Annotated in this window: 20 protein-coding genes; 1 reads left to right on the top strand and 19 read right to left on the bottom strand. The window is 58.1% G+C overall.

Annotation, left to right across the window (positions count from 1 at the left end; translation table 11 throughout):
• Positions 1-137: 137 nt before the first annotated feature.
• The 12 genes from PQR40_RS17420 to PQR40_RS17365 form a co-directional block, all read right to left on the bottom strand.
• Positions 138-749 carry a methyltransferase domain-containing protein gene (locus PQR40_RS17420; protein ID WP_408509467.1) on the bottom strand — a complete coding sequence of 204 codons (612 nt, stop codon included), beginning with the start codon at positions 747-749 and terminating at the stop codon, positions 138-140.
• A gap of 391 nt (positions 750-1,140) precedes the next feature.
• The gene (locus tag PQR40_RS17415) at positions 1,141-2,226 is read right to left on the bottom strand and encodes a hypothetical protein (RefSeq protein WP_408509466.1); all 1,086 of its coding nucleotides are present in this window, start codon (positions 2,224-2,226) and stop codon (positions 1,141-1,143) included.
• Between the two features lie 9 nt (positions 2,227-2,235).
• Positions 2,236-5,856, bottom strand: coding sequence for a rhamnosyltransferase WsaF family glycosyltransferase (locus PQR40_RS17410; RefSeq protein WP_408509465.1), 3,621 nt, complete (start codon positions 5,854-5,856; stop codon positions 2,236-2,238).
• 172 nt (positions 5,857-6,028) lie between these two features.
• Positions 6,029-9,751 (bottom strand): glycosyltransferase, encoded by a 3,723-nt coding sequence (locus PQR40_RS17405; protein ID WP_408509464.1) that lies wholly within the window; start codon positions 9,749-9,751, stop codon positions 6,029-6,031.
• Between the two features lie 17 nt (positions 9,752-9,768).
• Positions 9,769-10,515, bottom strand: a complete 747-nt coding sequence (locus PQR40_RS17400) for an ABC transporter ATP-binding protein (protein WP_408509463.1) — start codon at positions 10,513-10,515, stop codon at positions 9,769-9,771.
• Between the two features lie 8 nt (positions 10,516-10,523).
• Complete coding sequence (locus PQR40_RS17395) at positions 10,524-11,306, bottom strand: ABC transporter permease (RefSeq protein WP_408509494.1); 783 nt, start codon at positions 11,304-11,306, stop codon at positions 10,524-10,526.
• Positions 11,307-11,373: 67 nt separating this feature from the next.
• Positions 11,374-12,261 carry a glycosyltransferase family 2 protein gene (locus tag PQR40_RS17390; protein WP_408509462.1) on the bottom strand — a complete coding sequence of 296 codons (888 nt, stop codon included), beginning with the start codon at positions 12,259-12,261 and terminating at the stop codon, positions 11,374-11,376.
• 381 nt (positions 12,262-12,642) lie between these two features.
• Positions 12,643-13,530, bottom strand: a complete 888-nt coding sequence (rfbD, locus tag PQR40_RS17385) for a dTDP-4-dehydrorhamnose reductase (protein ID WP_408509461.1) — start codon at positions 13,528-13,530, stop codon at positions 12,643-12,645.
• 7 nt (positions 13,531-13,537) lie between these two features.
• Positions 13,538-14,089: a dTDP-4-dehydrorhamnose 3,5-epimerase gene (rfbC, locus tag PQR40_RS17380; RefSeq protein WP_408509460.1), complete on the bottom strand. Its 552-nt coding sequence runs from the start codon at positions 14,087-14,089 to the stop codon at positions 13,538-13,540.
• Complete coding sequence (gene rfbA / locus PQR40_RS17375) at positions 14,074-14,967, bottom strand: glucose-1-phosphate thymidylyltransferase RfbA (RefSeq protein ID WP_408509459.1); 894 nt, start codon at positions 14,965-14,967, stop codon at positions 14,074-14,076. The genes rfbC and rfbA overlap by 16 nt, the downstream gene beginning before the upstream one ends.
• Positions 14,968-14,976: 9 nt before the next feature.
• Positions 14,977-16,038 (bottom strand): dTDP-glucose 4,6-dehydratase, encoded by a 1,062-nt coding sequence (rfbB, locus tag PQR40_RS17370; protein ID WP_408509458.1) that lies wholly within the window; start codon positions 16,036-16,038, stop codon positions 14,977-14,979.
• A gap of 447 nt (positions 16,039-16,485) precedes the next feature.
• The gene (locus PQR40_RS17365; RefSeq protein WP_408225832.1) at positions 16,486-17,397 is read right to left on the bottom strand and encodes a GDP-mannose 4,6-dehydratase; all 912 of its coding nucleotides are present in this window, start codon (positions 17,395-17,397) and stop codon (positions 16,486-16,488) included.
• A gap of 202 nt (positions 17,398-17,599) precedes the next feature.
• Here PQR40_RS17365 and PQR40_RS17360 point away from each other — a divergent pair, with 202 nt between their 5' ends.
• Positions 17,600-18,478: a symmetrical bis(5'-nucleosyl)-tetraphosphatase gene (locus PQR40_RS17360; RefSeq protein WP_408390531.1), complete on the top strand. Its 879-nt coding sequence runs from the start codon at positions 17,600-17,602 to the stop codon at positions 18,476-18,478.
• Positions 18,479-18,487: 9 nt separating this feature from the next.
• On the opposite strand, the gene PQR40_RS17355 is transcribed toward PQR40_RS17360, so the two are convergent.
• The 7 genes from PQR40_RS17355 to PQR40_RS17325 form a co-directional block, all read right to left on the bottom strand.
• Positions 18,488-19,339: a lysophospholipid acyltransferase family protein gene (locus tag PQR40_RS17355; RefSeq protein ID WP_408509457.1), complete on the bottom strand. Its 852-nt coding sequence runs from the start codon at positions 19,337-19,339 to the stop codon at positions 18,488-18,490.
• Positions 19,340-19,376: 37 nt separating this feature from the next.
• A complete protein-coding gene (locus tag PQR40_RS17350) occupies positions 19,377-20,657 on the bottom strand; it encodes a dihydroorotase (RefSeq protein WP_408509456.1) in 1,281 nt (426 codons plus the stop codon).
• Positions 20,658-20,699: 42 nt separating this feature from the next.
• Positions 20,700-21,725, bottom strand: a complete 1,026-nt coding sequence (locus PQR40_RS17345) for an aspartate carbamoyltransferase catalytic subunit (RefSeq protein WP_120346234.1) — start codon at positions 21,723-21,725, stop codon at positions 20,700-20,702.
• A 126-nt stretch (positions 21,726-21,851) separates the two neighbouring features.
• Positions 21,852-22,394: a bifunctional pyr operon transcriptional regulator/uracil phosphoribosyltransferase PyrR gene (gene pyrR, locus PQR40_RS17340; RefSeq protein ID WP_408509455.1), complete on the bottom strand. Its 543-nt coding sequence runs from the start codon at positions 22,392-22,394 to the stop codon at positions 21,852-21,854.
• Positions 22,381-22,821 carry a Holliday junction resolvase RuvX gene (ruvX, locus tag PQR40_RS17335; RefSeq protein ID WP_408332982.1) on the bottom strand — a complete coding sequence of 147 codons (441 nt, stop codon included), beginning with the start codon at positions 22,819-22,821 and terminating at the stop codon, positions 22,381-22,383. The genes pyrR and ruvX overlap by 14 nt, the downstream gene beginning before the upstream one ends.
• Positions 22,818-23,396 (bottom strand): YqgE/AlgH family protein, encoded by a 579-nt coding sequence (locus tag PQR40_RS17330; protein WP_054041678.1) that lies wholly within the window; start codon positions 23,394-23,396, stop codon positions 22,818-22,820. The genes ruvX and PQR40_RS17330 overlap by 4 nt, the downstream gene beginning before the upstream one ends.
• A 260-nt stretch (positions 23,397-23,656) precedes the next feature.
• A complete protein-coding gene (locus PQR40_RS17325; protein WP_408509454.1) occupies positions 23,657-25,072 on the bottom strand; it encodes a FimL-related protein in 1,416 nt (471 codons plus the stop codon).
• Between the last annotated feature and the right edge of the window lie 250 nt (positions 25,073-25,322).

The following is a 25,322-nucleotide window of genomic DNA, read 5'->3' as shown; positions in this document are numbered from 1 at the left end:
GCTTGCTTTTTGTTACTTAGCCTGTAGACGGCGCCTTTTAAACGGGGCGCGTACAAACTGCGACACATGCGTCAACAGGCCGGAAGTCACCAACACGATAATTTTTGAGCTAAACGTATTTTAATTTTTGCTAACGCCTATGTGGATTGCTGCAATACGCAGTAAAACTCGATGCAATCCTCCACACCGTCTAGCGCCGGCTGCGACCATACATCTGCGAAAGGACGAACGTTCGCTCCAATCCAATCAACCATTTGCATGAAGGACTCGTAGGTCCAAGTGTGGTAGTGAATTGGAAAAGCTTCCTTCCAGCGAGCAAGCCAGTAATCTTCGTATGTCTCTGAGCTCACAGGCATGGCGACCCTATAGAATTCCTTGAAATGCTCGCGATCACGCTCTCTTTGCGGATCCTTGAAATCGTCGATCAAGTGCTTTAGCGGCGTTCTCTCGCGCGCTCGATCAAATGTCCGCGTCATGTCAGGAATGACAAGGGCCATCTGACCGCTCGGCTTGAGCTTGCTCATGCCGCGGACTATCGCTCCAATCGGATCACGTGTGTGTTCGATTACGTGGCAAGCCACGATGAAGTCGAGACTGGCGTCCGGGATTGCACCTAAGTCTTCCAAACTCGCTTGAAGATCCGGCGCGATCAAGTCATTAACCTGCTGCCCATCGTAGGAGTTCTGCCGAAGCTCCTCGGCCGAAAACACGTCCGCATACATCACGTCACAATCGAGCGGTATCGGCATCGGACTAGCCCCTGGGCCAACTTCAACACCCCTGCCTACGAGCTGAGAGACGCAAACCTCTCTCACAGTCGCGGTAGTACTGCCGCGTACGGTTCTCCAATCTGATGCGTCCCATTTGCGGGCCGTGCGCCGGCCCGGGCGGAAAGCCTCCAGAATCGTGCCATCCACCTCCTTGACGTCATCGGGCCACACGAAACCGTTCTCCACCAACCACTGCGCGTCCATGACCCAGTGCCGGAAGCCGCGAGAACAATAGAAAACTCGATCCCCGAAACGACTTTGTTGCGCGCGAAGCAGTACCCCTGGTCGCCCATTGGAATGGACACCCACAGATTGTCTGTTGGTCACTAGATTCATTTTTCTCGCCCGAAAAGTACTCCGATCGCCATCCTCATCGATGTAACTGCCGTCGAAATTCACGGCGACGCCTTAAACGTTCCAGCAACTGCAATGTAATCGTCCAGTAGATGACCTTAATGATCTTTCGTCCCACCGAGGCTAGTAGAGGAAATTGCATCCCGAAAACACGTATCGGTTTCGTCACGCGCCAGCTTGTGGATAAGTGCATCTCGTCCAACTGTGCCTTAAGCTCCTCTGCATAACGGGCGAATTTCAACTGCTCCTGTTCAGCGTGTTCAGCACGTTCAGCGCACTCGGCACTGTCTTCCGCGTCTAGCCGCCGCTGCCTCAATGAAGCTGCGGTCGCATCGGCAGTATTCAGAACGCTGCTCAAACGATGCTGCACCCCAAGCAACTCACGTTTAAGCACGTTGCAATGAGTTGACATCGTCGCCAGCTGCGCCTTCAATTCTCCGTTGGCAGCCTCGCTCTGGCGAAGCGATGCCCCGTCCTGCGCGATCTCTGCGCTCAGGCGCTCCACCGCCAACGCTTGTCGGCGCGCATCTTGGATCGACTCAATATGCCTCGCGAGTTCCACAGGATCCCCCGCCGCGCCTCGACTCACCTCAAAGAGAAACGCACCAACGCCAAGATAGCCGGCATCATAAGCAAGAACCGGATCGAAGTTAATACGCTTTAGCTTTTGCACCAGTTGCAGCGGCGCAATCGTGTCCGCCTCCCGTTTGCCTATTGGCGCGACGAGCAGGCGATCCGATTGCTTCAAAATCGCCGCAACGTCCTGCGTCCGATCTCCGCCGTCACCCAGAAGCCGTGTGTCCAACCAGACGATCAGGTCGCTATGCTGCGCGTCTGCAGCAGCGGTAATACAGAACGACCTGACGTCGATCCGCACGTCCTCGAGATCGGCCGTCGATCCGACCACGCCGACCGTCTCGATTCCACGATCCCAAAGCGCTTCCACCAACAGTCCGACTTTGTTGCCGACGACGATAACCTTTCGGGGCGTGAAGCTTCTGACAATATTCTCCGCCGCCCGCTCAAAGAACAGATAAGCATCGGTCGTGCGAAACTCCAGCGCACTCGCGTCGCCATCCGAAGAAACGTCATTTGTAATCATTTAGGCCCTTCACTCGTTACTTGCAGGCAGCGCGGACACCACTCTGCCGAACAGGTCACAAACATGGCTGCACGTACTCTGCCAATCGTTGTACTGTTGTTGGATAAGCGTCGCGCCTGCTTGCGCCACCGACAAGCGATAGTTCTCGTCGTCTATCGCCTTACGCAGCGCAGCGGCAATATCGCCTCTGACCGCCTCGAACAGACTGCAATTGACACCGTCTTGCAACAACCAAGCTGTATGCGGATTCCGATTGGTCACCACGTGTGCGCCGCATGCCATTAATTCGAATGGCAGATAGGACGGGTGTCGAGTGGACATAGCAACCAGACCGATGTCGATCGCCCGATACAACGCTCCAGTCTCGGAATACGACAATAATCCGAGATGCCTGATTGTGCCAACGAGCCCGTGCTGCACGGGATCCCATTCGGCACCTGCTGTAACAATATCAATCCTGTTACCGTACTCTTCCTTAATGTCGCGTAGTGCAGCGGTCAACACTTCGAAACAGTTGCGTGGATGTCCTGGGCGGGCATAGCAAAAAATTGTGATTGGATCCTCTGCCGACGCCCGCTTCGGACGCCGCGCATAGAAAATCTTCGGATCGGTTGCGGGTACAAAATTATCTGCTTTGCCACCGAAACCTCGATACGACTCGGCGAGCGAAACCGTATTGCAAATGGCATGAAACCCAAATCGATAAGTCGCCTCGACCATGGCACTCAAAGAGCCAGCGGGATAAAACAACGGCTCCCAATCCTGGAGGAAGTGGAACTTCCGATGTGCCGTTTGCATGCGAAGGACGGGAAGCGCTGTCGTCCACAGTGTTGCAATCGCAGCGTCTACAGGCCCAATCGAAGGAATCTCATCAAGCCGCTCCGTGACATATATTTTCGCCCCGTCACGCAGTGCTGGAAAGGCCTGTCCAATACGCGCAGCGTATTTTTCCGGCAAACCTCCGCCCACCACGACGAAATTCTGTTCAATGCCGCGCTCGCGCAAAGCGAAGTCAGCGACACGAAAAATAGTATGAAGTCCACCATAAAAGGGATTGTCGAAATCCGGAACAAACCACGCCATACTCCGCAATTCCCTCGGATCAGAGACTGAAACGCGCTCGATCGATTTCCGAATGTCCTCCCTATCAAAGTTGAACAACCCAGCGAAGATACGCGCCTCCGCGGCATAATCATGGACAGGAGAAGTGATCGATCTTCGTGCAATCTGGATTTCCCCGGCATCGTTGACCTCCAAAGCGGGGTGAAAGTAAGGATCGCCCGACGGAAATTTAGCCTGCACCTCTGCACATACTTGCTGCGCGTAAGCAAATCGCTCAAAGCCGCCCGGCTCTTCCATACGGAACTTGGCATTCGGGTTCAAAAGCAGCCGACCGTGATTCCCTAGCGTTGCCCGTAAACAGAAGTCTAGGTCCGGCCTATTTTTTTTGCGTGCGCTACCAAAGGGCCCGATCTTCCTCCAAAGCTCCTTTCGAAAAGCAAGGCACGATGCAGATGCCGCAAGAACGTTTCGATACCATGTCGCACCGCCAAATAGACCATAGTGCGACTTATGGTGCCCACGGAATAGCGGACGACCCTCTCCGCCCTCGAACAGAAAGCCGAAGTCGATGATTTTTTCAGTCAAATCGACCGTCTGACCGCTCACAAGCGTTATTGCTGGATTTTGTAGTGGTCCAATCAGCTCATCCAATACATTGTCAAACAACGGTGTTGCCCTAGCATCTACAATAATCACAACTTCGCCTGTCGCACGAGCAATAGCAGCATCCAGTTCTTTACCTTCTGCATCCGCCGTAACCGGAATAAACTGGAAGGCATTTTTCGAAGCCAGATACTTTAAATCGCTCTCAGGATTTTCGCCAAAGCTAATGAGAGACACTGAAGGTCGCCATTCAGAACTCCAGTTGATATGAATCTCGCCGCGGTCCAAGTCCGGCGTCGCACCTGGCCACCCTGCTTCGGGAAGATGCTTTGTCAACGCGACGAGTTGTCCATTTGCCGCATACGGTTTCACTGACAAACCGCCTGCTGCAACTGAAGTCGGCGCCTGGCGCCAATGGTAGAGCACCTGCGGAACATGCTTTACCTTCCCCTCGCGTCCGATTACGCGAAGAAATATATCCCAGTCTTGCGCGCCGTCAGTGTCGGGGTCCCAACCTCCCAACTCATGCAACCGATCGACTCGCATCGCAGAAATGTGCGTCAAGTAATTTGCGTTGAGCATCATGTCGGGAGACCACTGCGGCTTAAACAAAGGCCACATTGTCCGCTGGCTGTTCACATCAAGTTGATCCTTGTCGGAATACAACATGACGACGTTGGGATCATCATTCAGCGCTCTTGCCAATTCGAACAACGCATTAGGCGTCAGCGTATCGTCGTGATCCAGAAGAACAGCCCATTCGCCGCTTGCAAGTTCGAGAGCGGCATTTGAGTTTCTGGAAATACCTCCATTTGAGGTGAGAACCCGAAGTTTGATACGCGGATCGTACGTTACGTGCCGCTGGATGCAACTCAGCAAATCGGCACTTCCAGCATCTCCGAACGCAAAGCACAGCTCCCAATTTTCATAGCTTTGACACTTAACGGATTCGATAAGCTCTTCCATCCAGATAACCGGCACTTTGTATACCGGCACCAAGATGCTAAACGTCGGTGCATACGACAAGGCCTTACCAACCCGCCGCTGCAAAATCAACTCTTCTCTAGACGCAGCTTTGGTGCCACTCCATGCCATGTAATGGTCTGTTTGGGAAGCCGGCAAGTCAGCGGGTGGCATGACGGACAGGTCTAACGCCTTAACCAGCCGGTCGATCTCGGCAAGCCGCTCTGCGACTCGGCCTGTTAGCTCGGCAGCCCGACTATCGGACAGACCACCAACCGCCGTAGCGAGCTGCTCACGGAGGCCGCGCAACTCGCTTTGGTGCGTAATCTCGAGTTGATTGAACTCTTCCCCGAAACGACCGATACGTTGCTCGCGTTCGACCAAAGCCATGCGAAGTCTGATGAACTGAGCAAACAACTGAAGCGTCGATATCTCCGGCGGCTCTTCAAATCTCCTCAAAACAAACGCATGCGGCGCCAGGAAGCTGGCATCAAATAGGCAGTCGGGCGCAAACCCTCGCTCTGCAAAACGACTCAGCCAATAGATGGGAGGTTTCACATTGATATGAGTCGGCTCCGTCAGGTCGGTCGGCGACGAAGAAAAGAGGATCGTTGTGGTCACCTCGCACATGCGATCGATCGCCTCCAGCGCGGCGTCTTCCGGCAAATGCTCAAGTACTTCGATACACGTCACCAGATCGTATCGACCGGGAATGGGTTCCGTGATCGAACCCACCGAACAATACGGCGCAATGTCGTTGCGGACCTTGGAAATCGCAAAACTGGAAAGATCACGACCGCGAGTCTCGACGCCCCGATCCCAAAGCGACTCGACCAGAAAACCATGTGCACAACCTGCGTCAAAGGCGGTTTTTGGCTGTAGTCCCCTGATCAGTTCATCCGCTACCCGGCCGAAAAAGTTGAGCCAGAAAGAATTCCTCTCATAGGGCAAAGTACCGCAGTGACTAGAGTAATATTCCGCCCCGTAGAGAGCTTCGCTCATGTGCATGCATTTTCCCCTGCTCTTCGCAAAATACAGTTAGCGCATCGTTTTATGGAACAGTCATTGCAGCCAGTGACGTGAACCACCCACCACAAACCGTGGCTTTTGGAAGCTACATCATGACAGCCAGCTGGCGAATCGACTGACATCCGCCATCGACACGCCTCCAACTTCAATTTTTCAATACTATGTCTATAACGGTATGGGTTGGGTGCCCACGCTCCGCGACAGCTTCGCCCATTCCGTCTGGTTGAACCTGCTCGCTCGCTACTACATGCGCAAGCAAATCACGCAACTCCGTTGCCTGGTCGTCGAAAGTGCGAATTTTCGATCGGTAGGGATTCTCATATCCATCGAGTACAGATGGATCTCCTAGTAACTTTTGGATCGCGGCACGTAGTGCGCTACCGTCGTCGAACAACGGAATGACATCGCCGTTCTCGCCATTGACAACGTCCTCTACGGCGCCGCCCGCATCCGTCGTGATGACCCACACGTTCCGAGCAAGGGCCTCGCGGACGGTCAGCCCAAAACTCTCTTTACATTGCGTGGGAAACAGCAGGATGTCTATCCCGTTAAAAAACTCATCCATGTTTTGCTGATTGTAGGCAGGCACAATCGTCACTTTACCTCGCAACTTCCACTGCGACGGGTAGATGGACCTATTCCCCATATTAAGCATGTTGTCGACCAGAATTAATTCATATGCATCACTTTTGATCGACTCAAATGCTTTCTTGACCAGATGAATACCCTTAACGTGCGAGTCCCCTCCCACATAACCAAAACGCAACCGACCCGCGCGGCGGCTTCGCGAAGTCACACCAAGTGTGGAAGGTGGAGTAATGCCGTTACCATTGACAACGATCTGCCCTGGCGAAAAGTCATTTTCAATGTAAAGGTCACGGAAAAATTTGCTCGGCGCAAGGAGTAACGAGGCGGAGCGAAGGGCATCGTGCAAACTGAGCTGACGATATGTGTTAAGCCCACCATCGTTTACGCATTTCTCGCACACATTCACGTCGATCTTGCGCTGATTGCAATATTGCTGCTCACCGGTAATCATGAATTGCCGACCGCATATCCACCAGGCGTCGTGAAGCGTCACGACAAACGGCACATTGTGCTTACGGCAAACGTCTGCAACCAATGCACCAATGCCTTGAATCGCGTGCAAGTGCACAACATCAGGCTTCACCGCGAGCAACGCGGCTTCAAAAGCTTCGGCAGCCTTCTTGTTTTCGAAAGAACTGACGGGATCTCGCTCGCCCGGAAGTCCCATACCGAAGATATGCGTTGCTTTCGCAAAATAGCGCACCAGTTTGTACGCGGGAACGATGTCTGTCGACAGCGTGGTAAACATGTAGTACTCAGTGTCTTCCCGCGCGTTAAGCCGCTGCGTCATTTCCTCAGCAATGATTGTCGCGCCACCAAAACTGCGTGGAGCGAAATATATATTCGCACCTAGAATCCGCAGCTTCGATTCCCGGCTCGCATAGGGCAACAGCACCGGCGCCACTTGTTCCTGAGCTACCGTAGCCGGAGCGTAATGGGCTAATACACTGTCGTGTGCCCGCTGGGCCATTTCCCCACGGAACGCAACGTCGTCGATAAGCTTAAGGAGCGCATCCGTCCACTCCTGGGCCGACTCCGCGAGGAACCCATTAATACCGTTTTCAATAGCGGAGCGGAAAGCCGCGCGTGGCGAGCAAACGGACGGCAGTTGCACCGCTGATGCTTCCAAAAATTTGATATTGCTTTTGGAATCGTTGAAGATGCTGTTTTCTAGCGGCGCAATACTGATATCGCAGTCAGCAAGGCGCCCCAAGTAAGTCGAATAGTCGGACAATGGCAGACGTTCAATTTGAGCGTTGAAAGCATCAAAGTCGGACGACAAATTCAGCTCTCCGATAATGCACAGCCTGACGTTCGGACGTTGCCTTAGCACATTCAGCAGTGCAGGGACCGCGGCGCGAAAGTCCGCGTCATGCGTCTTCGTACCCGAGCCGTAGCCGATGCGCAGATAACCATCCTTATGCCTCGGTCGCGCCAATATTTTTTCGGCGGTCCGAGTCGTCTCGGTATCGAGCGCATTCTCGATGACAAAAGTACGCTCTACGCCCGCTTCGCGCATCGCGCCCGCCAGCCCAGTGGTGGAAGCAATACACATATCGCACGCCAACATCGCTTCGCGGTATAGCGGCACGCCAAAAAGGACCCCACGACGAATCTCAGGCGAGACGTCCCGCAGGTTTCCGTTCTGCAGGTATTTGGCAGCATCGAAGATCAGGTCATCGACTTCCCATATCGTCGTCACCCCAATCTCGCGGGCGTGATGAATCAGGCTGAGAGGTTCGGGAAAGGCCGGGACCCGATAGAAAATAGCAAGCGAGTGCGTTTGGAGCGCATTCCTACAATCTTCGAAATCATTCCAGCTAACGACCGTGCAGTCAAAGCCCAAGCTTTCGATCATCTTTTGCTTTTGGGTCACACGGTATTTCAAGCATTGCGGAATACTTGTCTCAGCGATAATCACCACTCGCAGCGGCAGCAAGCCGTCAGCAGGTACCGTACTCTTCGGCAACGCCGCAGACGCTGTCAACGATGAACTACCTGCTTCAGCATTACGAAAAAGCGCGTGCCAGTCGCGACGACGCAGCACCTCTATACACTTTCGGATCGTCCCGACCACACCGCGCTGACGCAGAGAAAAGCGCAGTTGCCGAATCATTTGACGAGCCCTTAAGGCAGCAGTGTGCGGGTTGCGCGTTGCGCGCATGATTAAACGTATCGGCGCGGTTATGCGCCAAGACGTGGAAGTGAGAAGAGCGCGATTGTCGGCCGTAACCTGCTGCAAACTATTGGACAACTCGCCCACCTTATTCGCACTCTCGAGCAACTCGTCTCTCTCAAGTTCCAAAGACGCTACCAAGTTGGTATTTTTTGACACTAATCTCGCAAGTTGCTTACGTTCCTCGCGCAACTTCTTCACCAAATACTGCGAACGGCCGAACGCCATCGCGAGGGCTCGGACATCACGAGAGACGCTCAAGACCGACTCGGTCGCCCCGTCCGCGCGCTTATCACGTAGTAGTACAGCGCCAGCTGCTTGGTCAAGCGAAACTCGCGACTCGTGCAGCGCACAGCGCAAAGTAATTGCGGCGCCGAGTCTGGCATATATGCTGCGGATCTGCGCCTGGACGCCTTCGGGCCCAAGTGACAGAGCTCGCAGTACTGGAGGCGATTCCGCTCCTAGTAAAAGCACCCTCAATCCGCCGCCGTGAGAAAACCCAAACACAAGATCGGTATCGATCAAATCCCGCGAATCGGTCGAGCCATTGAGCACGCCCAAGGCCGCCGGGTGAACAAGAACAACGGCGCGCCTAGACAACTTCGGACGCCAAAGGTCTAACTCGCGCCGAGGGATCCCGTTCCCATTTGAACTGCGCAGATGGAGTAGGTCGATCGACTCATCGTCGAACAGGCTCGCCGCAGAATCTCCTCGCGACGCCACGATTTCGGAAAACGAAGCGTAATGATCGGCGTGGTATTCCTTGAATACCCGCTGATACGAAGCAGTCGGAGCATCGCCAGCTTCGCCGCTCGGAGAAAGCATATCCACTGCATAGCAGCGTGTGTCCAATTGGAATCTTTCAACCGCCTGGCACCAGACCAGATAGGAATAACTGTCACTTGCTCCAATTTCGACGATGCGGGACGGACGCAATGCCCCCACCAGCCAGAAAGCAAATGGCGCATGTTCAAGCCATGTCGATGGAACGATAGTAGTCGGCCACCAAAAAGAGGCTGACGAAACAAAAGCAGCGCTGGCATCAGCTTTCACCGACTCGAATTCGTCAGCCCGCCCCAAGCTCACATCGTTTCCGATACCCATTTATCTCTCGCAACCAGTCACACTTGTGCTTCGTAAGCAGACACCACCTCTTCGACCGGGCCAAATGCACGCACTCGCCCTCTCTCCATCCATAGAACCTTGTTGCACACGCGACGGATCTCCGCGTTTGCATGCATCGCCAGCACAACTATTTCAGCCCGACTGTGCAAGTCCTCCAGGCGATCTTTTGCCTTGTGCATGAAGGAGGCGTCGCCGACGCCCATGACTTCATCCAGAAGTAGAATTTCTGCATCGACCGCTGTCGACACAGCAAATGCGAGTCGTACGCGCATGCCGCTCGAATAAGTTCTGAGCGGTAGATCCAGGTAGTCGCCAAGTTCGCAAAACTCTGCGATCTCTTGCTGCTTAGTGCGGATCTCCTCATCCGTCATACCGAGAAGCAAACCGCGCAGCCGGATGTTTTGGAGACCCGTCGAGTTTTCATCCATTCCGAGGCTAATGTCTAGCAATGGAACTATCTTGCCCTCGCTATTGACCGTGCCGACGCTAGGTGAATAGATACCGGCCAACGTTCTCAGTAAAGTAGATTTACCCGCGCCGTTGGGTCCGATTAGGCCGATCCGATCCCCGCTCTCGAAACGTACGTCAATGTTATCAAGTGCGCGGACAACGACAACACCGTCGTTGTCTTCGGCAATGGTGTTGCGACGACCCAGCCGCATCACTTGTTTCTTCAGCGAACGACCACGCACGTCATAAATAGGCAAGTCGAGCGTCGCGCCCTTAAGTTCGATATACGCCATGTTTGTTCTCAGACCCAATACGGAATGCGTTTCAAATACCGCCCTGTAAGTAGCAACGCAACGAGCCAGCCGATCACCGCCATTCCTATCGCCACCGCCCAAGTCATTGCACTCGGCACCTGCCCAATCAATGGTGCGCGCACGAGCTCAATCAGATGAGCGAGCGGATTCAAATCGACGATAAGAGAGAATCGGGCCAATGCGTTTGGACGGTAGATGATCGGCGTGATGTAAAACGCGATCTGCATGACAGAAGCAACGATTTGCGGCAAATCACGGAAGCGAGCCGACAGCAACCCGACTACCATGACGATCCATTGCGCGTTCAATATGTACAGCAACAAAGCCGGAATGAAAATAGGTAGCGTTTCCCAGCTTTTCACTCCAAACACTGCGAGCAGTAACACGATGATCACGAAGTTGTGCGCGAGAATCACCAGATTGCGCCAAACCACCTGAAGCATGTAGATCAGCTTGGGGGTGGACGCCTGGCGAATATAGGTAGCACTATTGATGTACGCGGTGCTGCCTTCGATAACCGTCTGTGAGAAAAAAGTCCACATCACGAGGCTAATCGAAAGAAAGGGCAGATAGTCCGTCATCTTCTGTCCGAACAGCGTACCGTAGACCACCCCGATAGATGCGATCATCACACCCATACTGATGGTCAGCCAGAACGGTCCGACGCGCGAGCGCGCATAGCGCTGCCGCACTTCGAGCCAGCCGAGCAATGTCCAAAGCCGCCACGACGCGATGCTTGCTCTCAAATCGGTAAGTATTAGATTCAACATTGAGGTTGTAAGTATTCCTGTTAAACAAAGATGCGACCTGGACATCGGTGCAGGCCCGTGCCTGTACCTAGAGTTCGCCGGTCCGCCCCGTCAAACCGTGCCAAATACCCAAGATAGCCATATGGAGGTGGCTCCCTCGGGGCCGCATGAACAGCGCATAGAGCACCAAACGAACCGGAAACTTCACTAGCTCGGTCGACTTCCAACTCCACGGAATGTAGCTACGCTTCACTAGTGCGACCGCATTCCGGAACATGTAGTAATGGCGTACCGGACTATGACTCGGATAGGTCCGCCCGAAAATTCGCAACGGCTCACCACCCAGCGCGTGTACAAGTCGTAGCGTCGGTGCACCTAACACAGCGTAGCCCTTCGAGCGCGCTCTTACACACCATTCAAGATCGACGAAATCGATAAAAAGTGTGTCTTCCATTGGGCCAATATCGCGCCACGCCGCCAAGTTCAGACACGACCCCGAGGTTATCAAGAAATCCACCTCAATCGGTTCGAAACCGGTCGGTTGTATCCGCCGGAGCTTTAAACAGCCAAAGCGCACGAACGGCGCGACGCCACCGAGACGGCTATCTTCGTAAGCAGGCCCGATGACTGCCACACGCCCCCCCTTTCGCAACTCTACCTCGAGCAACCTTGGCAAGCGAGTCAGCAATTCTGGCGACGGGTCGCTATCCTGGTCAAAAAGAAGCGCGGTCGTGCACTTTGCTGCGATTAGGCGCTCGATACCCTGATTGATAGCCGTTGCAATTCCACGGTTTTGTCCGTTGGGCACATACACGATACGATCATCGAGACCTAATTCCGATGCGCTTCGCGCTTCCTCGGTATTGTCGATAACGACGCAGCATCCAAACCCTACCAATCGATTTGCGTTCCGCACGCACTCGCCGTCCGGCCGGTAAAAAACGACGACAATGCCAGTCCCTTGATGTCCGGTCACGTTAATCGTTCATCCGAGTCTTGCAGCATTCTGTACCTTCCCGCATTTTCAGAGACGCGCACATTAGAAATGACCCGCAGCGGCCGAGGCAGCCCGTCCACACGACTTGCAAGCGCCGCAAAGACGGTGAAGCACTTCACGTGAACCGATCACTATCGCACTTTCCCCTACGATGCGCGAGAACCGGAATCGTTGATACCTTGCGGCCAACCAAATCAACAGCGCGAACCGCTATCGCGGTAATGAGTTCGTCTGTGGCTTGAAATACGTGAGCAATCTATATCCAAACACGTTCCCACCCGGCGTAGAAAAAGCACGGCCAGCGCCACGCACACATCTGAGAGATATCGCGTGAAAGGACACAGCTCGGATAAGTGCACGTCAATTGGCCAAGCAAAGCCGCAAGGCATCTTCCCACGCTGGCAGAGAGAACCCGAACGTCTCCGAGAGCTTGCGATGTGACAGCCTCGAGTTTGCTGGCCGCGTGGCGGGAACCGGGTATTCGCTCGCAGCGATAGGCGTCACCCTTGGCCCCGCTCCCTCCATAGCCAGATTGAATATTGCCTCGGCAAAACCAAACCAAGACGTTTCCCCAGCGGACGTCAAATGAAAAGTGCCGGAGCGGGCCCGCCACCACTCGGCGGAATCCTCTGCGGAGATGCTCTGGGCTACGATGTGAGCAGTCGAAGTTGCGATCGTGTTTGCCCAGGTCGGCGCGCCGATTTGATCCGCGACCACGCGCAATTCTGGTCGCTCGGCGCCCAGTTTCAGCATGGTTAGGAGAAAATTCTTACCTCGCCGACCATAAACCCAACTTGTTCGTAAAATCAGATGCGCACAGCCACTTGCCGTGATTGCCTGCTCTCCAGCGAGCTTGCTGCTGCCATACACGTTTTGTGGATTGGTCACATCGGTTTCTTCGTAGGCACCCGCTTTGGTGCCATCGAATACGTAGTCCGTCGAATAATGAATGAGCGTGGCCCCGCTTCGCGCGGCCTCCTCCGCCAACACGCGAGGTGCATCAGCATTGATACGCATCGCGCCGTCGACATCAGTCTCCGCTTGGTCGACGGCCGTATAAGCCGCCGGATTCACAATAATTGATGGTCGCAAGTCGCGAACGGTCGAGCGCACTCGCTCAAGGTCGGACAAGTCCATGGAACTACGATCCATGGCGACAACGCGCCCGAGCCCTTGCAGCGTTCGCGCCAACTCGAAACCGACTTGGCCGTTGACACCGGTAATGAGAATGGTGGCTTCCTGGTTCATCGCGACCTCAAGCGAAAACTTCAGCTTCGCGCAACCGCTTACCTGCCGCATCTTTAGCCGCCAGCAACGGCTCGAAGTCAATCGGCCATTCGATGCCGATTTCCGGATCGTTCCAGACGATGCTGCGCTCGTGTTCCGGAAACCAATAGTCGGTGGTTTTATATAGGAACTGCGCCGACTCGGACAGCACGACGAAACCATGTGCAAAGCCTGGCGGCACCCATAATTGTCGGTGATTGCCGACCGACAACGTCACTCCGACCCATTTGCCAAAATTGGGCGAGTTTTTGCGGATATCCACTGCGACATCGAACACTTCGCCTTCGACCACGCGCACCAGCTTGCCCTGTGCATGCTGAACCTGGTAGTGCAAGCCGCGTAGCACGCCCTTCGCAGAACGCGAGTGGTTATCTTGCAAAAACTCGACGTCGGCCTCGACGTACTCAGCGAATTCGCGCGCGTTAAAGCTTTCGAAGAAGAAGCCGCGCGTATCGCCGAAAACTTTTGGCTCGATAATCTTGACTTCAGGCAGCGCGGTAGCAGTTACTTGGATGGCCATGCGACTTGATCCGTAAGAATGGTTTGCAGATACTGCCCGTAGGCGTTCTTCGCGAGAGGTTTGGCGAGCCTCAGGAGTTGATCCCCGTCGATCCATTCCTGCCGGTACGCGATCTCTTCCGGACACGCAACCACCAGACCCTGGCGCTTTTGCAGCGTCGCGATGAACGTCGCCGCTTCGATCAGCGAATCGTGCGTGCCCGTGTCGAGCCACGCATAGCCACGCCCCATGATCTCGACATTGAGTGCGGCGTTGGCCAGATAACGCGAGTTGACGTCGGTGATTTCAAGCTCGCCACGCGGCGACGGTTTGATGTCCGCCGCGATATCGCAAACCTGCTTGTCGTAGAAATACAAGCCGGTAACAGCGTAGTTCGAGCGCGGCTTGACCGGCTTCTCTTCGATCGACAGAGCACGGAACTGCTTGTCGAATTCGACAACGCCGTAACGCTCCGGATCGTGCACGTGATACGCGAACACCGTAGCGCCTTCATCTTTCTCGTTGGCACGTTCGAGCTGCTTCGCGAGATCGTGGCCGTAGAAGATGTTGTCGCCGAGAATCAGCGCCGACGGATCGTTGCCCACAAAGTCGCGGCCAATGATGAACGCCTGCGCAAGACCATCCGGCGAAGGCTGAACCGCGTACTGAATATTCATGCCCCACTGGCTGCCGTCGCCGAGCATGGCTTCGAAACGCGGCGTATCTTGCGGCGTGGAAATGATCAGTACGTCACGAATACCCGCCACCATCAACGTGGACAGCGGGTAATAGATCATCGGTTTGTCGTAGACCGGCAGCAACTGCTTCGATACGACGTGCGTAATCGGATACAGGCGCGTGCCCGATCCACCCGCGAGAATAATGCCTTTGCGCGCCATGCCGTGCCCTTACGCGCGCTGCGCGTAGTTAGTCTCAACCCACTTCCGATACTCACCCGAAGCGACTTCGTCAGACCACACCTGATTGTCCAGATACCACTGAACCGTCTTGGCGAGGCCGGTCTCGAAGGTCTCCGCCGGCTTCCAGCCGAGCTCGCGCTCGAGCTTGCGGGCGTCGATCGCATAACGACGGTCATGCCCCGGACGGTCCTTCACATAGGTGATCTGATCGCGGTACGAAGCGCCCGCCTTCGGACGCAATTGGTCGAGCAGATCGCACAGCGTATGCACGACGTCGAGGTTCTTCTTTTCGTTCCAGCCACCGATGTTGTACGTCTCGCCCGGCGTGCCGCGCGCGAGCACTTCGCGGATCGCGCTGCAATGGTCGCCGACATACAACCAGTCGCGCACGTTCTGACCGTCGCCGTACACCGGCAGCGCCTTGCCGCCGAGCGCATTGGCGATCATCAGCGGAATCAGCTTCTCGGGGAACTGATACGGGCCGTAGTTGTTCGAGCAGTTCGTGGTGAGCACCGGCAGACCATACGTATGATGGTAAGCGCGCACCAGATGGTCGGAACCCGCCTTGGTGGCCGAATAGGGGCTATTCGGCGCGTACGGCGTGGTTTCCGAGAATTGCGGATCGGTAGCGGACAGCGAGCCGAACACTTCGTCGGTCGAGACGTGCAGGAAACGGAACGCAGCCTTGTCGGCCTCGCCGAGCGCATTCCAGTACTGACGGGTGGCTTCGAGCAACGTGAAAGTGCCAACCACGTTGGTCTGCACAAAATCAGCCGGGCCATGGATCGAACGGTCCACATGGCTTTCAGCGGCAAAGTGCAGCACGGCACGCGGCTTGTGCTCGGCGAAAAGCGCGTCGAGCGCGGCACGATCGCAGATATCGGCTCGCACGAACACATGCCGGGGATTGGCCTGTTGCGACTTGAGCGTACCCAGATTGCCCGCGTAGGTCAGCTTGTCCACATTCAGCACCGCTTCGTCCGACGTATCGAGCCAGTCGAGCACGAAATTGGCGCCGATAAAGCCGGCACCGCCCGTTACCAGAATCATGAAATTCCCTTCTAGATGTTGGTGGCAGATCGGAATCAGCTCGCCGATCTACCCACCTCGCGTTGTGGTATCCGATTCTTGTCAACGCCCGCCGCCGCCCCTCGCACCGCGGGCAGGCGCTCAAACGCCAATCTTATGAAGCCCTGATTATAAAGCCGCCCGGAGCAAAAACTAGAACCCTAACAACTTGAAACAGCTTGACAGGTTTGGTTTCCATTGATTTCCGAGGGGGTGGTTTGACGGCGAGTGCCGCCACCAGAGGGCGTGTGCGCAAGCGGACCGAACCGGCCCGCTGCTCGGGCGGGTAACCGGGTTGCGGCGCCGCACGGCCTGCATGAGACACGACGACGCGTGACACCGGTAGTCGCTTAGGCCTAAGCGCGCCACCATGCGACCCCGCATCGCGAGATAACGGTAGATGCCCGCAGATACCGCCGGATGCGCCAGTTAAGCCGCCAACATCCAGCGCAGCGTGTCCATGAACGGAATCGACTCGACCTTCGGCACCAGCGAGCGCAGCTTGGCCGGCGATCCGGCCAGCATCTTCACGTCGCTTTGTCGTACGAAAGCAGGATTGATCTGAATCTCGAGTTCATGTCCGGTCAGATCGCTTGCCGCCGACAGGATCTCCCGCAGCGTATAAGGCGTGCCGGTACAGACGTTGACCGTTTCAGCAGCGGCCGCCGAGTCGAGCAAAGCCTCATAGGCGTTCGCCACGTAGCGTACGTCCGAGAAATCACGCGCCACGTCGATATTGCCCAACTCGATAGTCGGCTCGCGCCGTGCGAAATGCTCGACGATTTTCGGCACGAGAAAATTCGATGCCTGGCCACGGCCCGTATAGTTGAACGGCCGCACGATCAGAATCGGCAAGCGGTCGAACCAGGTCCGCACCATCGTTTCCATTGCCGCCTTGCTGGCGGCATAGTGGTTCACCGGCGTGACCGGGAAGGTTTCGTCGATGGCATCGCTGGTGACATTGCCGTAAACGTTCGCGCTGCTCGCAATCAACAGCTTACGCGGCGTATGGCCAACAGCCGCGCAGGCCTCCAGCAGATTCAGCGTGCCGATCACGTTGACGCGGTAGAAGTCGAGCGGGTCGTTATGGCCGACGAAACTGATCGCCGCCAGATGCACAATGTAGTCGGGCCGCGTCATTTCGATCACGCGGCGGCAAGCGTCGGGCGAGGTGATGTCGAGCCGCAACCGCGTCGGCGTTTCCGGCTCGTCGCGGCCACCCACCGTCTCGATCACGGTATGGCCGCGGCCGAGCAGGTTCTCCACCAGATAGCGGCCGGTAAAGCCACTCGCCCCGGTCACGAGGGTGCGAATAGGTTGCGTCGCATGGGCAGACGACATGCTTTCTCCGTTCACGAGGATCTTCCTGTTGTATTGCAATAATGCACCCGCCCTTGGCGGTCGTGCTGGCTAGCGGCCTCTGACGGCGCAATGCCCGATATTAGCGCTTCAAACCGGATATTATGTCACGCTAGCATGTTGCACCGCCCAACGCGGCACGTCTCGTGCGTACCTGCGTGTATCGATTTGCACCGACTCCCCGATGACAGCACCTACCGCCTTCACTTCCCCGACCCAGCCGCATCCGCTACCGCTCGCCTTCGGCGACCTGCAAGGCTGCCGCACGCCGTTCCAGCAGTTGCTGGCCAAGGCCGCGCCGCCCGATGGCACGCCACTGTGGTTCGCCGGCGACCTGATCAACCGCGGGTCCGAATCGCTCGCCACGCTGCGCGACATCATCGCGCTGGGAGATCGCGCCGTACCGGTGCTGGGTAACCACGACCTGCATCTGCTGTCGGTGTCGGCGGGAATTCGCAAGTCGAAGAAAGGCGACACGATCGACGATATTCTCGCCGCGCCGGATGCGGCCGACCTGCTCGAATGGGTCCGCCACCGTCCGCTCGCGCATTTCGACAACGGCATGCTGATGGTGCATGCGGGTGTTTTGCCGCAATGGGACGCCGCCCTGACGATGGAGCTCGCCGACGAACTGCAGCGGGCTTTGCGCGCGCCGAACTGGAAGGAAACGCTCGCGGGACTCTACGGCAACGAGCCGAATCGCTGGACGCCCGATATCAAGGGCATCGACCGGCTGCGCCTGACTTGCAGCGCCTTAACGCGCATCCGCTTCTGCAATGCCGAAGGCGCGATGGATTTCAGCAGCAGCGGCGGGCTGAATTCCGCGCCGCCGGGCAGCATGCCGTGGTTCGACGTGCCGTCGCGCAAGACCGCGAATGTCACCGTCGTGTTCGGCCATTGGGCCGCGCTCGGCTTGACCTTGCGCGATAACCTGATCGGCCTGGATTCCGGCTGCGTATGGGGCGAGAAACTTTCCGCCGTGCGTCTTGCGCAAAATCCCGCAGAACGCACGCTGACACAAGTCGACTGTGAAACTTGCCGCGTGGCAGGCGGCGGTAACTAAGCCGCCGTGTTAAGCCGACCGGCCGGACTGATCGACTGGTTCGATCAGCGTCGGCGAAACGCTGGAGGCGTCAGACGCGTCGGGCAATGAAATCGACGCAGCGATCGCAGCACCGGACCTCGTCATGCCGCCCTGCATCTCCCGCAATGCCGCTGCAATCACCCCTTCCGCCTCCGCCGCCAGCGTGCGCCTGTCCGCACCCGGCGCAAGCGGCACGCCGACATACACGTGTGCTGTCAACGGCCCCCCCCTCAGCAACATATTCAGCGAATCAGCGAGCGTCAGATCGTCGATATACGCAGGCGCGGTGGATTGCCGGCCCTGCGCATCTTCATACATGATGCAAAGCGGCTGCACCGGCACCGAGGCCGACACGGCGGCCTGGAACATATTCGCGTGAAACGGCAACAGCGCCAGACCACTTGACGTCGTCCCTTCAGGAAACACGCACATCAGCTCGCCAGTGCTCAGGCGGTCGGACAATTCATGCATGATCCGCTTCGCGTCGCTGCGCTTCTCGCGCTGGATGAACACCGTGTCCAGTTGCTGCGCAAGCCAGCCGACCACTGGCCACTGCCGGATCTCAGCCTTCGACACGAACGGCGTAGGCCGCCACGCATTGATCACGTAGATATCGATCCACGAGATGTGATTGGCGACCACCAGCGCGCCGCGATCGAGTCGCACGCTGTCGTTATGCACGACGAGCTGCATGCCGCACAAACGCAGCATTTTCAACGACCATTTGCGGTTGAGCGTCTGCCGCCCATCCGCACCAGCCTTGGGAAAGCGAGTCGCGACGATCCACATGCCGTGCAGCAGATGCGCGATGAGACGGGCCTTGCGTAACGCGAGCTTCATTGTCGGAGCTTTCCGTAACTGGGCAATGGCGCGGATATTAACGCTGTTCGAATGCAACGTGACCGGACACGATGGTCGCTCGCACGCGCGCCGGCAGTTCATAGCCGAGGAACGGCGTGTTGTGCCCCTGGCTCTTCAAGGCACGCGGCTCGACGCGCCAATACGCGTTGCGGTCGAACACGCAGAGATCGGCAACGGCGCCCACGGCGATGCGTCCGGCCACCTCAAGCTTCAGCACGTCGGCCGGCGCTGTGGTGATGCGGTTCAGCGCCGTTGCCAACGGCACGCCCGCTTCGTCGGCCCATTTGAGCGTCAACGACAGGAACAGCTCGAGGCCCGTCGCGCCCGGCGTGGCTTCAGCAAACGGCAGCAGCTTTTCGTCGTCGTCGACCGGCGTGTGGTCGGAGCAGATCGCGTCGATCGTACCGTCGACGAGACCCGCGCGGATCGCTTCGCGATCGCGCTGCTGGCGCAACGGCGGGTCGAGCCGGAATTGCGCGTCGAAATAGCCGATGTCGACGTCGATCAGATGCACATGGTTCACGGTGACGTCGCACGACACCGGCAAGCCCTCGGCCTTGGCCTCGCGCATCAACGCAATGCCCGCCGCCGACGACACATGCGACAGATGCACCCGCGCGCCCGTCACACGGACCAGTTCGAAGATCGTGTGCAGTGCGATCGTCTCAGCCGACACCGGTACGCCAGACAAACCGAGCCGCGATGCCAGTGCACCGCTCGCGGCCACGCCGCCCTTGCCGAGATACGCATCGACCGGACGCAGCCACACGGTATAGTCATAGGTCTTCGCGTACTGCAACGCGCGCATCAATATCTGCGTGTCCACTACCGGCACGTCGGCCTGCGAAAAACCGATACAGCCCGCTTCGGTCAGCTCGACCATCTCGGTGATGACCTGGCCTTTCAGGCCAACAGTCAACGCGCCGAGCGGATACACATGCGCCTGGTTCAGATTGCGCGCACGGAACTTGAGCATCTCGACGAGGCCCGGTTCATCGAGCGTCGGATCGGTATCCGGCGGACAGACCAAACTCGTCACGCCGCCCGCAAGCGCCGCGGCCATTTCGGATTCGAGCGTCGCCTTGTGTTCGTAGCCTGGTTCGCGCAGGCGCGCGGACAGGTCGACCAGGCCTGGCGCGATATGCAGGCCTTTAGCGTCGATCGTCTTCGCTGCGTTGAAATCAGCGGGCGCGTTGCCGATGGCGACGATCTTGCCCGCTGCGATAAAAATGTCCTGCTGTTGTTCGGTGCCCGCTGCCGGATCGATCAGCGTGCCGCCTTGAATATGAATCTTCATGCGCTGCCTTATTGTGTAGCCAAGCGTGTGTAGCCAAGCGGTTTAGTCGTGATTGCCCGCGACGATCCCCATCACCGCCATGCGCACCGCGATACCGAACGTGACCTGGTTCAGAATCACCGATTGCGGACCGTCGGCCACCTGCGAATCGATTTCGACGCCACGATTCATCGGGCCCGGGTGCATCACGATCGCATCAGGTTTGGCGAGCGCGAGGCGCTCCGGCGTCAAACCCCAGCTCTTGAAGTACTCCTGCGCCGACGGCAGCAGCGCGCCGCTCATCCGCTCGTTTTGCAGACGCAGCATGATGATCACGTCGACGTCTTTCAGGCCTTCGTCGAGGTTATGAAATACGCGTACGCCCATTTGCTCGAGACCGCCTGGCAGCAGCGTGCGCGGACCGATCGCGCGCACCTCCGGCACACCGAGCGTGGTCAGTGCATGAATGTCCGAGCGCGCGACCCGCGAATGCAGAATGTCGCCGACGATCGCCACGCGCAGATTCGTGAAGTCCTTCTTGTAGTGGCGGATCGTGTACATGTCGAGCAGACCCTGGGTCGGGTGTGCGTGACGGCCGTCGCCGGCATTGATCACGTGCACATGCGGCGCGCAGTGCTGGGCGATCAGATACGGTGCGCCGCTCGATGCATGGCGCACGACGAACATATCGGCATGCATCGCCGAGAGATTGTTGATCGTGTCGAGCAGCGACTCACCCTTGCTCGTCGACGAAGCATTGATGTTCAGATTCAGCACGTCCGCCGAAAGACGCGTCGCGGCAATTTCGAAAGTGGTACGGGTGCGCGTCGAGTTCTCGAAGAACAGGTTGAACACCGACTTGCCGCGCAACAGCGGCACCTTCTTCACTTCGCGATCGGTCACGCTGACGAACTGGTCGGCGGTATCGAGAATGTGATTGACGATCGCCTTCGGCAAGCCCTCGATCGACAACAGATGTTTGAGCTCGCCGTTTTTCGTGAGCTGCGGATTGCCCTTCAGGAAGCCATAACGGAAGCGCTCGGTGGCACTGTCGGCTGAATCCTGGGAGGCCTGGGTGGCGGTGTTCATGGTGTACCTGCTTCAAATACGGGCTTCAACGTGTACGGCGTCGATGCTGACTGCGTGTGACGGCTCAATCTGCGCGTTCAGTGCCGCAGCGCGTGAACCCGCTTTGCTGGATATGCGGAGTCGCGTTCAATCAACGCGTGCTTCAGTGTGGAACGTGAAATGCGGGTTGCCATCGACTCCACCTTGTTCGCGGGCAAGAACAAGCGTCGCATCGGCGGGCACCTGCACCACGCCGCCGACGAATCGCGCCGCCACCGGCAGTTCGCGTCCACCGCGATCGGCCAGCACCGCCAGTTCGACCGATGCCGGACGGCCGTAGTCGTACAGTTCGTTCAACGCCGCGCGAATCGTGCGGCCGGTGTACAGCACGTCGTCCACCAGCACGATGCGGCGCTTGTCCACGGAAAACGGCAACGAGGTTGGGCTCGCCTGCGAGTGCAGGCCTTTTTTCGCGTAGTCGTCGCGATGCAGCGCGACATTCACCACGCCGAAGCTCGGAACCTGCAGGTCGCGCGCGAGGCGCTCGGCAAGCCACGCACCGCCGCTGTAGATACCGGCCAGCACAGCGCCTTCGGCATCGTCTTGCCCGGCGCAGAGTTTGTCACCATAAGCGGCACGAATCTGTTCGAGCAAAGCGCCGTAGAGCGCTTCGGCATCAATGGAACTCATGATCGTCGGAAAGTCCGTCTAGATATTGCTGGAGGATAATGCTGGCGGCCTGGGCGTCGAGCATGTCGGCGCGGCCGTTGCCGGCGCGGATTTCCGCCTTTGCCTCGACCGACGAGTAGCGCTCGTCGATCCACGTAACCGGCAAATTGAAGCGGCCATTCAGCTGATTACCGAAGCGCTTCGCGAGTTGGGTCATTTCGTGCGGCGTACCGTCTGGATGCATCGGCAAGCCGACAATCAGCGCGTCCGGCTTCCACTCAGCAATCAACTTGCCGACCGCCTCGAAGCGGTATTCGCGGCTGCGGTTCTGCACGATCACGAGCGGCCGTGCGCTACGGGTGAGCGAATTGCCCACCGCCACGCCGATCCGCTTTTCACCATAGTCGAACGCAAGCAGCGTCGCCTCACGTCCGGCCGGCAGGCTCATGCGTGACCTGCTTCGCCCGACAGCATCGACAGTGAAATGCCGAGCAGCGCGAGCGCCGCTTCCAGGCGCTCTTCCGCGGGCACGTCGAAAACGATTTTCGGGTCGGCTTCAACGGTGAGCCAGCCGTTCTTCGAAATCTCTTCTTCGAGCTGACCCGCGCCCCAGCCGGCATGGCCAAGCGTGAGCAGGAAGCGCTCCGGACCGGTGCCGCTCGCGACGGCTTCGAGCACGTCTTTCGACGTGGTCATCTCAAGCCCGCCTGGCACCGACATTGACGACGTATAGGCATTGCCGTCTTTCGGATCGTGCAGCACGAAGCCACGCTCGGTTTGCACCGGGCCGCCGAAATACACGGGCACATGAAGAAGGGGTTCGATCTCGAGCTTGAGATCGATGCGACTGAAGAGCGCTTCCAGGTCGATATCGGTCGGCCGGTTGATCACGAGGCCGAGCGCGCCGCGCTCACTATGATCGCAAAGGTAGACCACCGTTCCTGAAAACGTGGGATCGGCCATGCTCGGCATGGCGATCAGGAACTGGTTAGTCAGATTGATGCGATCGGTACTCTTGGACATAGTTCGGATTTTAGCAAAGACGATGCAGGATGGCGGGCTTTGAGCGCGGGACCGCGATGTGTGCGATGAAGTGCGCCGCGAGCCATCGACGGCGAATCAAGTTCCACTCTATCACGCACGCAGGCCTTGTCCACGGTGCGGGTTAGCGGTGTTTTACGACACGCATATCGCGTGCCTCCGGATTCCATCGTTGCTGCTCCTTGCTGCCGGCATGAGGATGCTTACCGGCGCATAGGACGTGATGCTGATATCGCAGCGGCTCAGGCGCCGCCCTCTTCGATCGAACGCGTCAATGCGGCCAGCGCAGCGCTGCTGCCTGTCGGCGCGACGCCCGCAGCCACTTTGTGCAGCATCGCACGCAAAGCTTCGGCAGCCTGCTCGAGCGTGCTCGCCGCCGGCGCGCCCACGATGACGTGGGAACGCACCGCCGGCGTGAATACGCCGGCGTGTGCGCGGCGGCGCCACGCAAGCCCCAGCGCATCGGCGACCAGCGCGATGTGACCGAGGCCCAGCGCGCATGCGGAGGCACCGAGCCGGTAAGCGGCGTCGCCCGCCTGCAGCGCCTCGCTCGGATCGGCTTTCTCGGGCTGATCGGCCGCGCGGGCATGCTCGGTCAGCGCCGAAATCGAGGCATCCGCCGTCTGCAGGAAATCTTCATACGCGTGCGCGTTGACGGTCAACACGCCCAGCTCGCGCGTCAGCGCGCTGCGGGTTGCACTGATCGCCTGTGCCTGCACGGCGCCAGCTTCCCAGAGCATTTCCGATGCCTGGGTGCCCGCCACGTGCCAATCGACCGTCAGGCCGTAGTCGTGCAGCACTTCGACATGATCGGCGTCTTCCGCCGCAGCGCCGAACAACGCGTAATCGCGCCACAGCAACGCCAGCGTCGCGCGCACCAGCGAACGCGGCGCGCGCTCGATACCGCGCGCGTGATCGGCCAGCGCGAGGTTGCAGCGCGCATAGAAACGCCGTGCGTCGGCTTCTCCGCTGGCGCGGCCGCCAACGCGCAGCGCCTTGGCACAGGCTTTGGCGAGACGCCAGAAATCGTAGGGGTCCGGACCGGTGAGTTCCGTGAGGACCGCGTCCAGTTCGTCGAGCGCCGCGTTTGTGAAAGCGAGCGCTGCGCCGCTGCTATCGGGCTGCGAGCGCAACACGGGCAGCAGCGCGCGTTCATAGCGCGCCCGCAAATGGGCCAGTTGATCCGCCGACTGGGCGTGCAGCGATGCAGGCGGCACGGGGCGCGCGCTCAGCGCGAGATCTTCGAAAGCGACAGTCGAACCGGGCGTGTGCTCCGACAAATGGGTACAGAGCCCGCGATAGTGATTGAACAGTGTGGGCGAGCAGGACAGCTCGCGCAGATTGTGGCGCTCAAGCGCTGCGCGGAAATCGTGCAACGCGGCGCCGAACACGGCCCGTGCGCTGTCCGCATCAGCCAGATCGCCCTCGCTCTCGGCCAAAGGCGAAAGCCGCACCAGCGCGTCTGCGAAACGTTGCGCGCTCAGCCAGCCGGCTTCGCGCAATGCGTGCGACGCACACAGCAGCGCCGAGGTGCTTTCGCTGTGTTGTTCGAACGCTAGCAACGCCTCGGCCAGCGCCAACTCGGCGGAACGGACTGCGCCGCCGCGCGGATTCGGCAAGGCATCGAAGGAATCGGGTGCAGCGGATCGAAGAGTCATGGGCAGGCGACAGAAAGCTGACGGGCCGCCGCTCAGCGTCGCACGAGAGACTGATCGGCTAACGCGCGAACTGGCGACAGGACAATGACAGACTACCGCTGCGACACGGTGCAACCGGAGACATTCCGCGTCGACGCGTTGGGGCTATGTTCCGAGCGCGTGAACCGCGTTCGATCCGGCCGACGCTGCCTGCAAAACGCCGCGCCGCAGTCACGCGGCGTGGCACTCCGCCGGACACCGCCACTTGCCC

Source organism: Paraburkholderia sediminicola (assembly GCF_046026855.1).
In the GTDB taxonomy this organism is placed as follows: domain Bacteria; phylum Pseudomonadota; class Gammaproteobacteria; order Burkholderiales; family Burkholderiaceae; genus Paraburkholderia; species Paraburkholderia sediminicola_A.
This window is presented reverse-complemented; position numbering and strand designations above follow the sequence as displayed.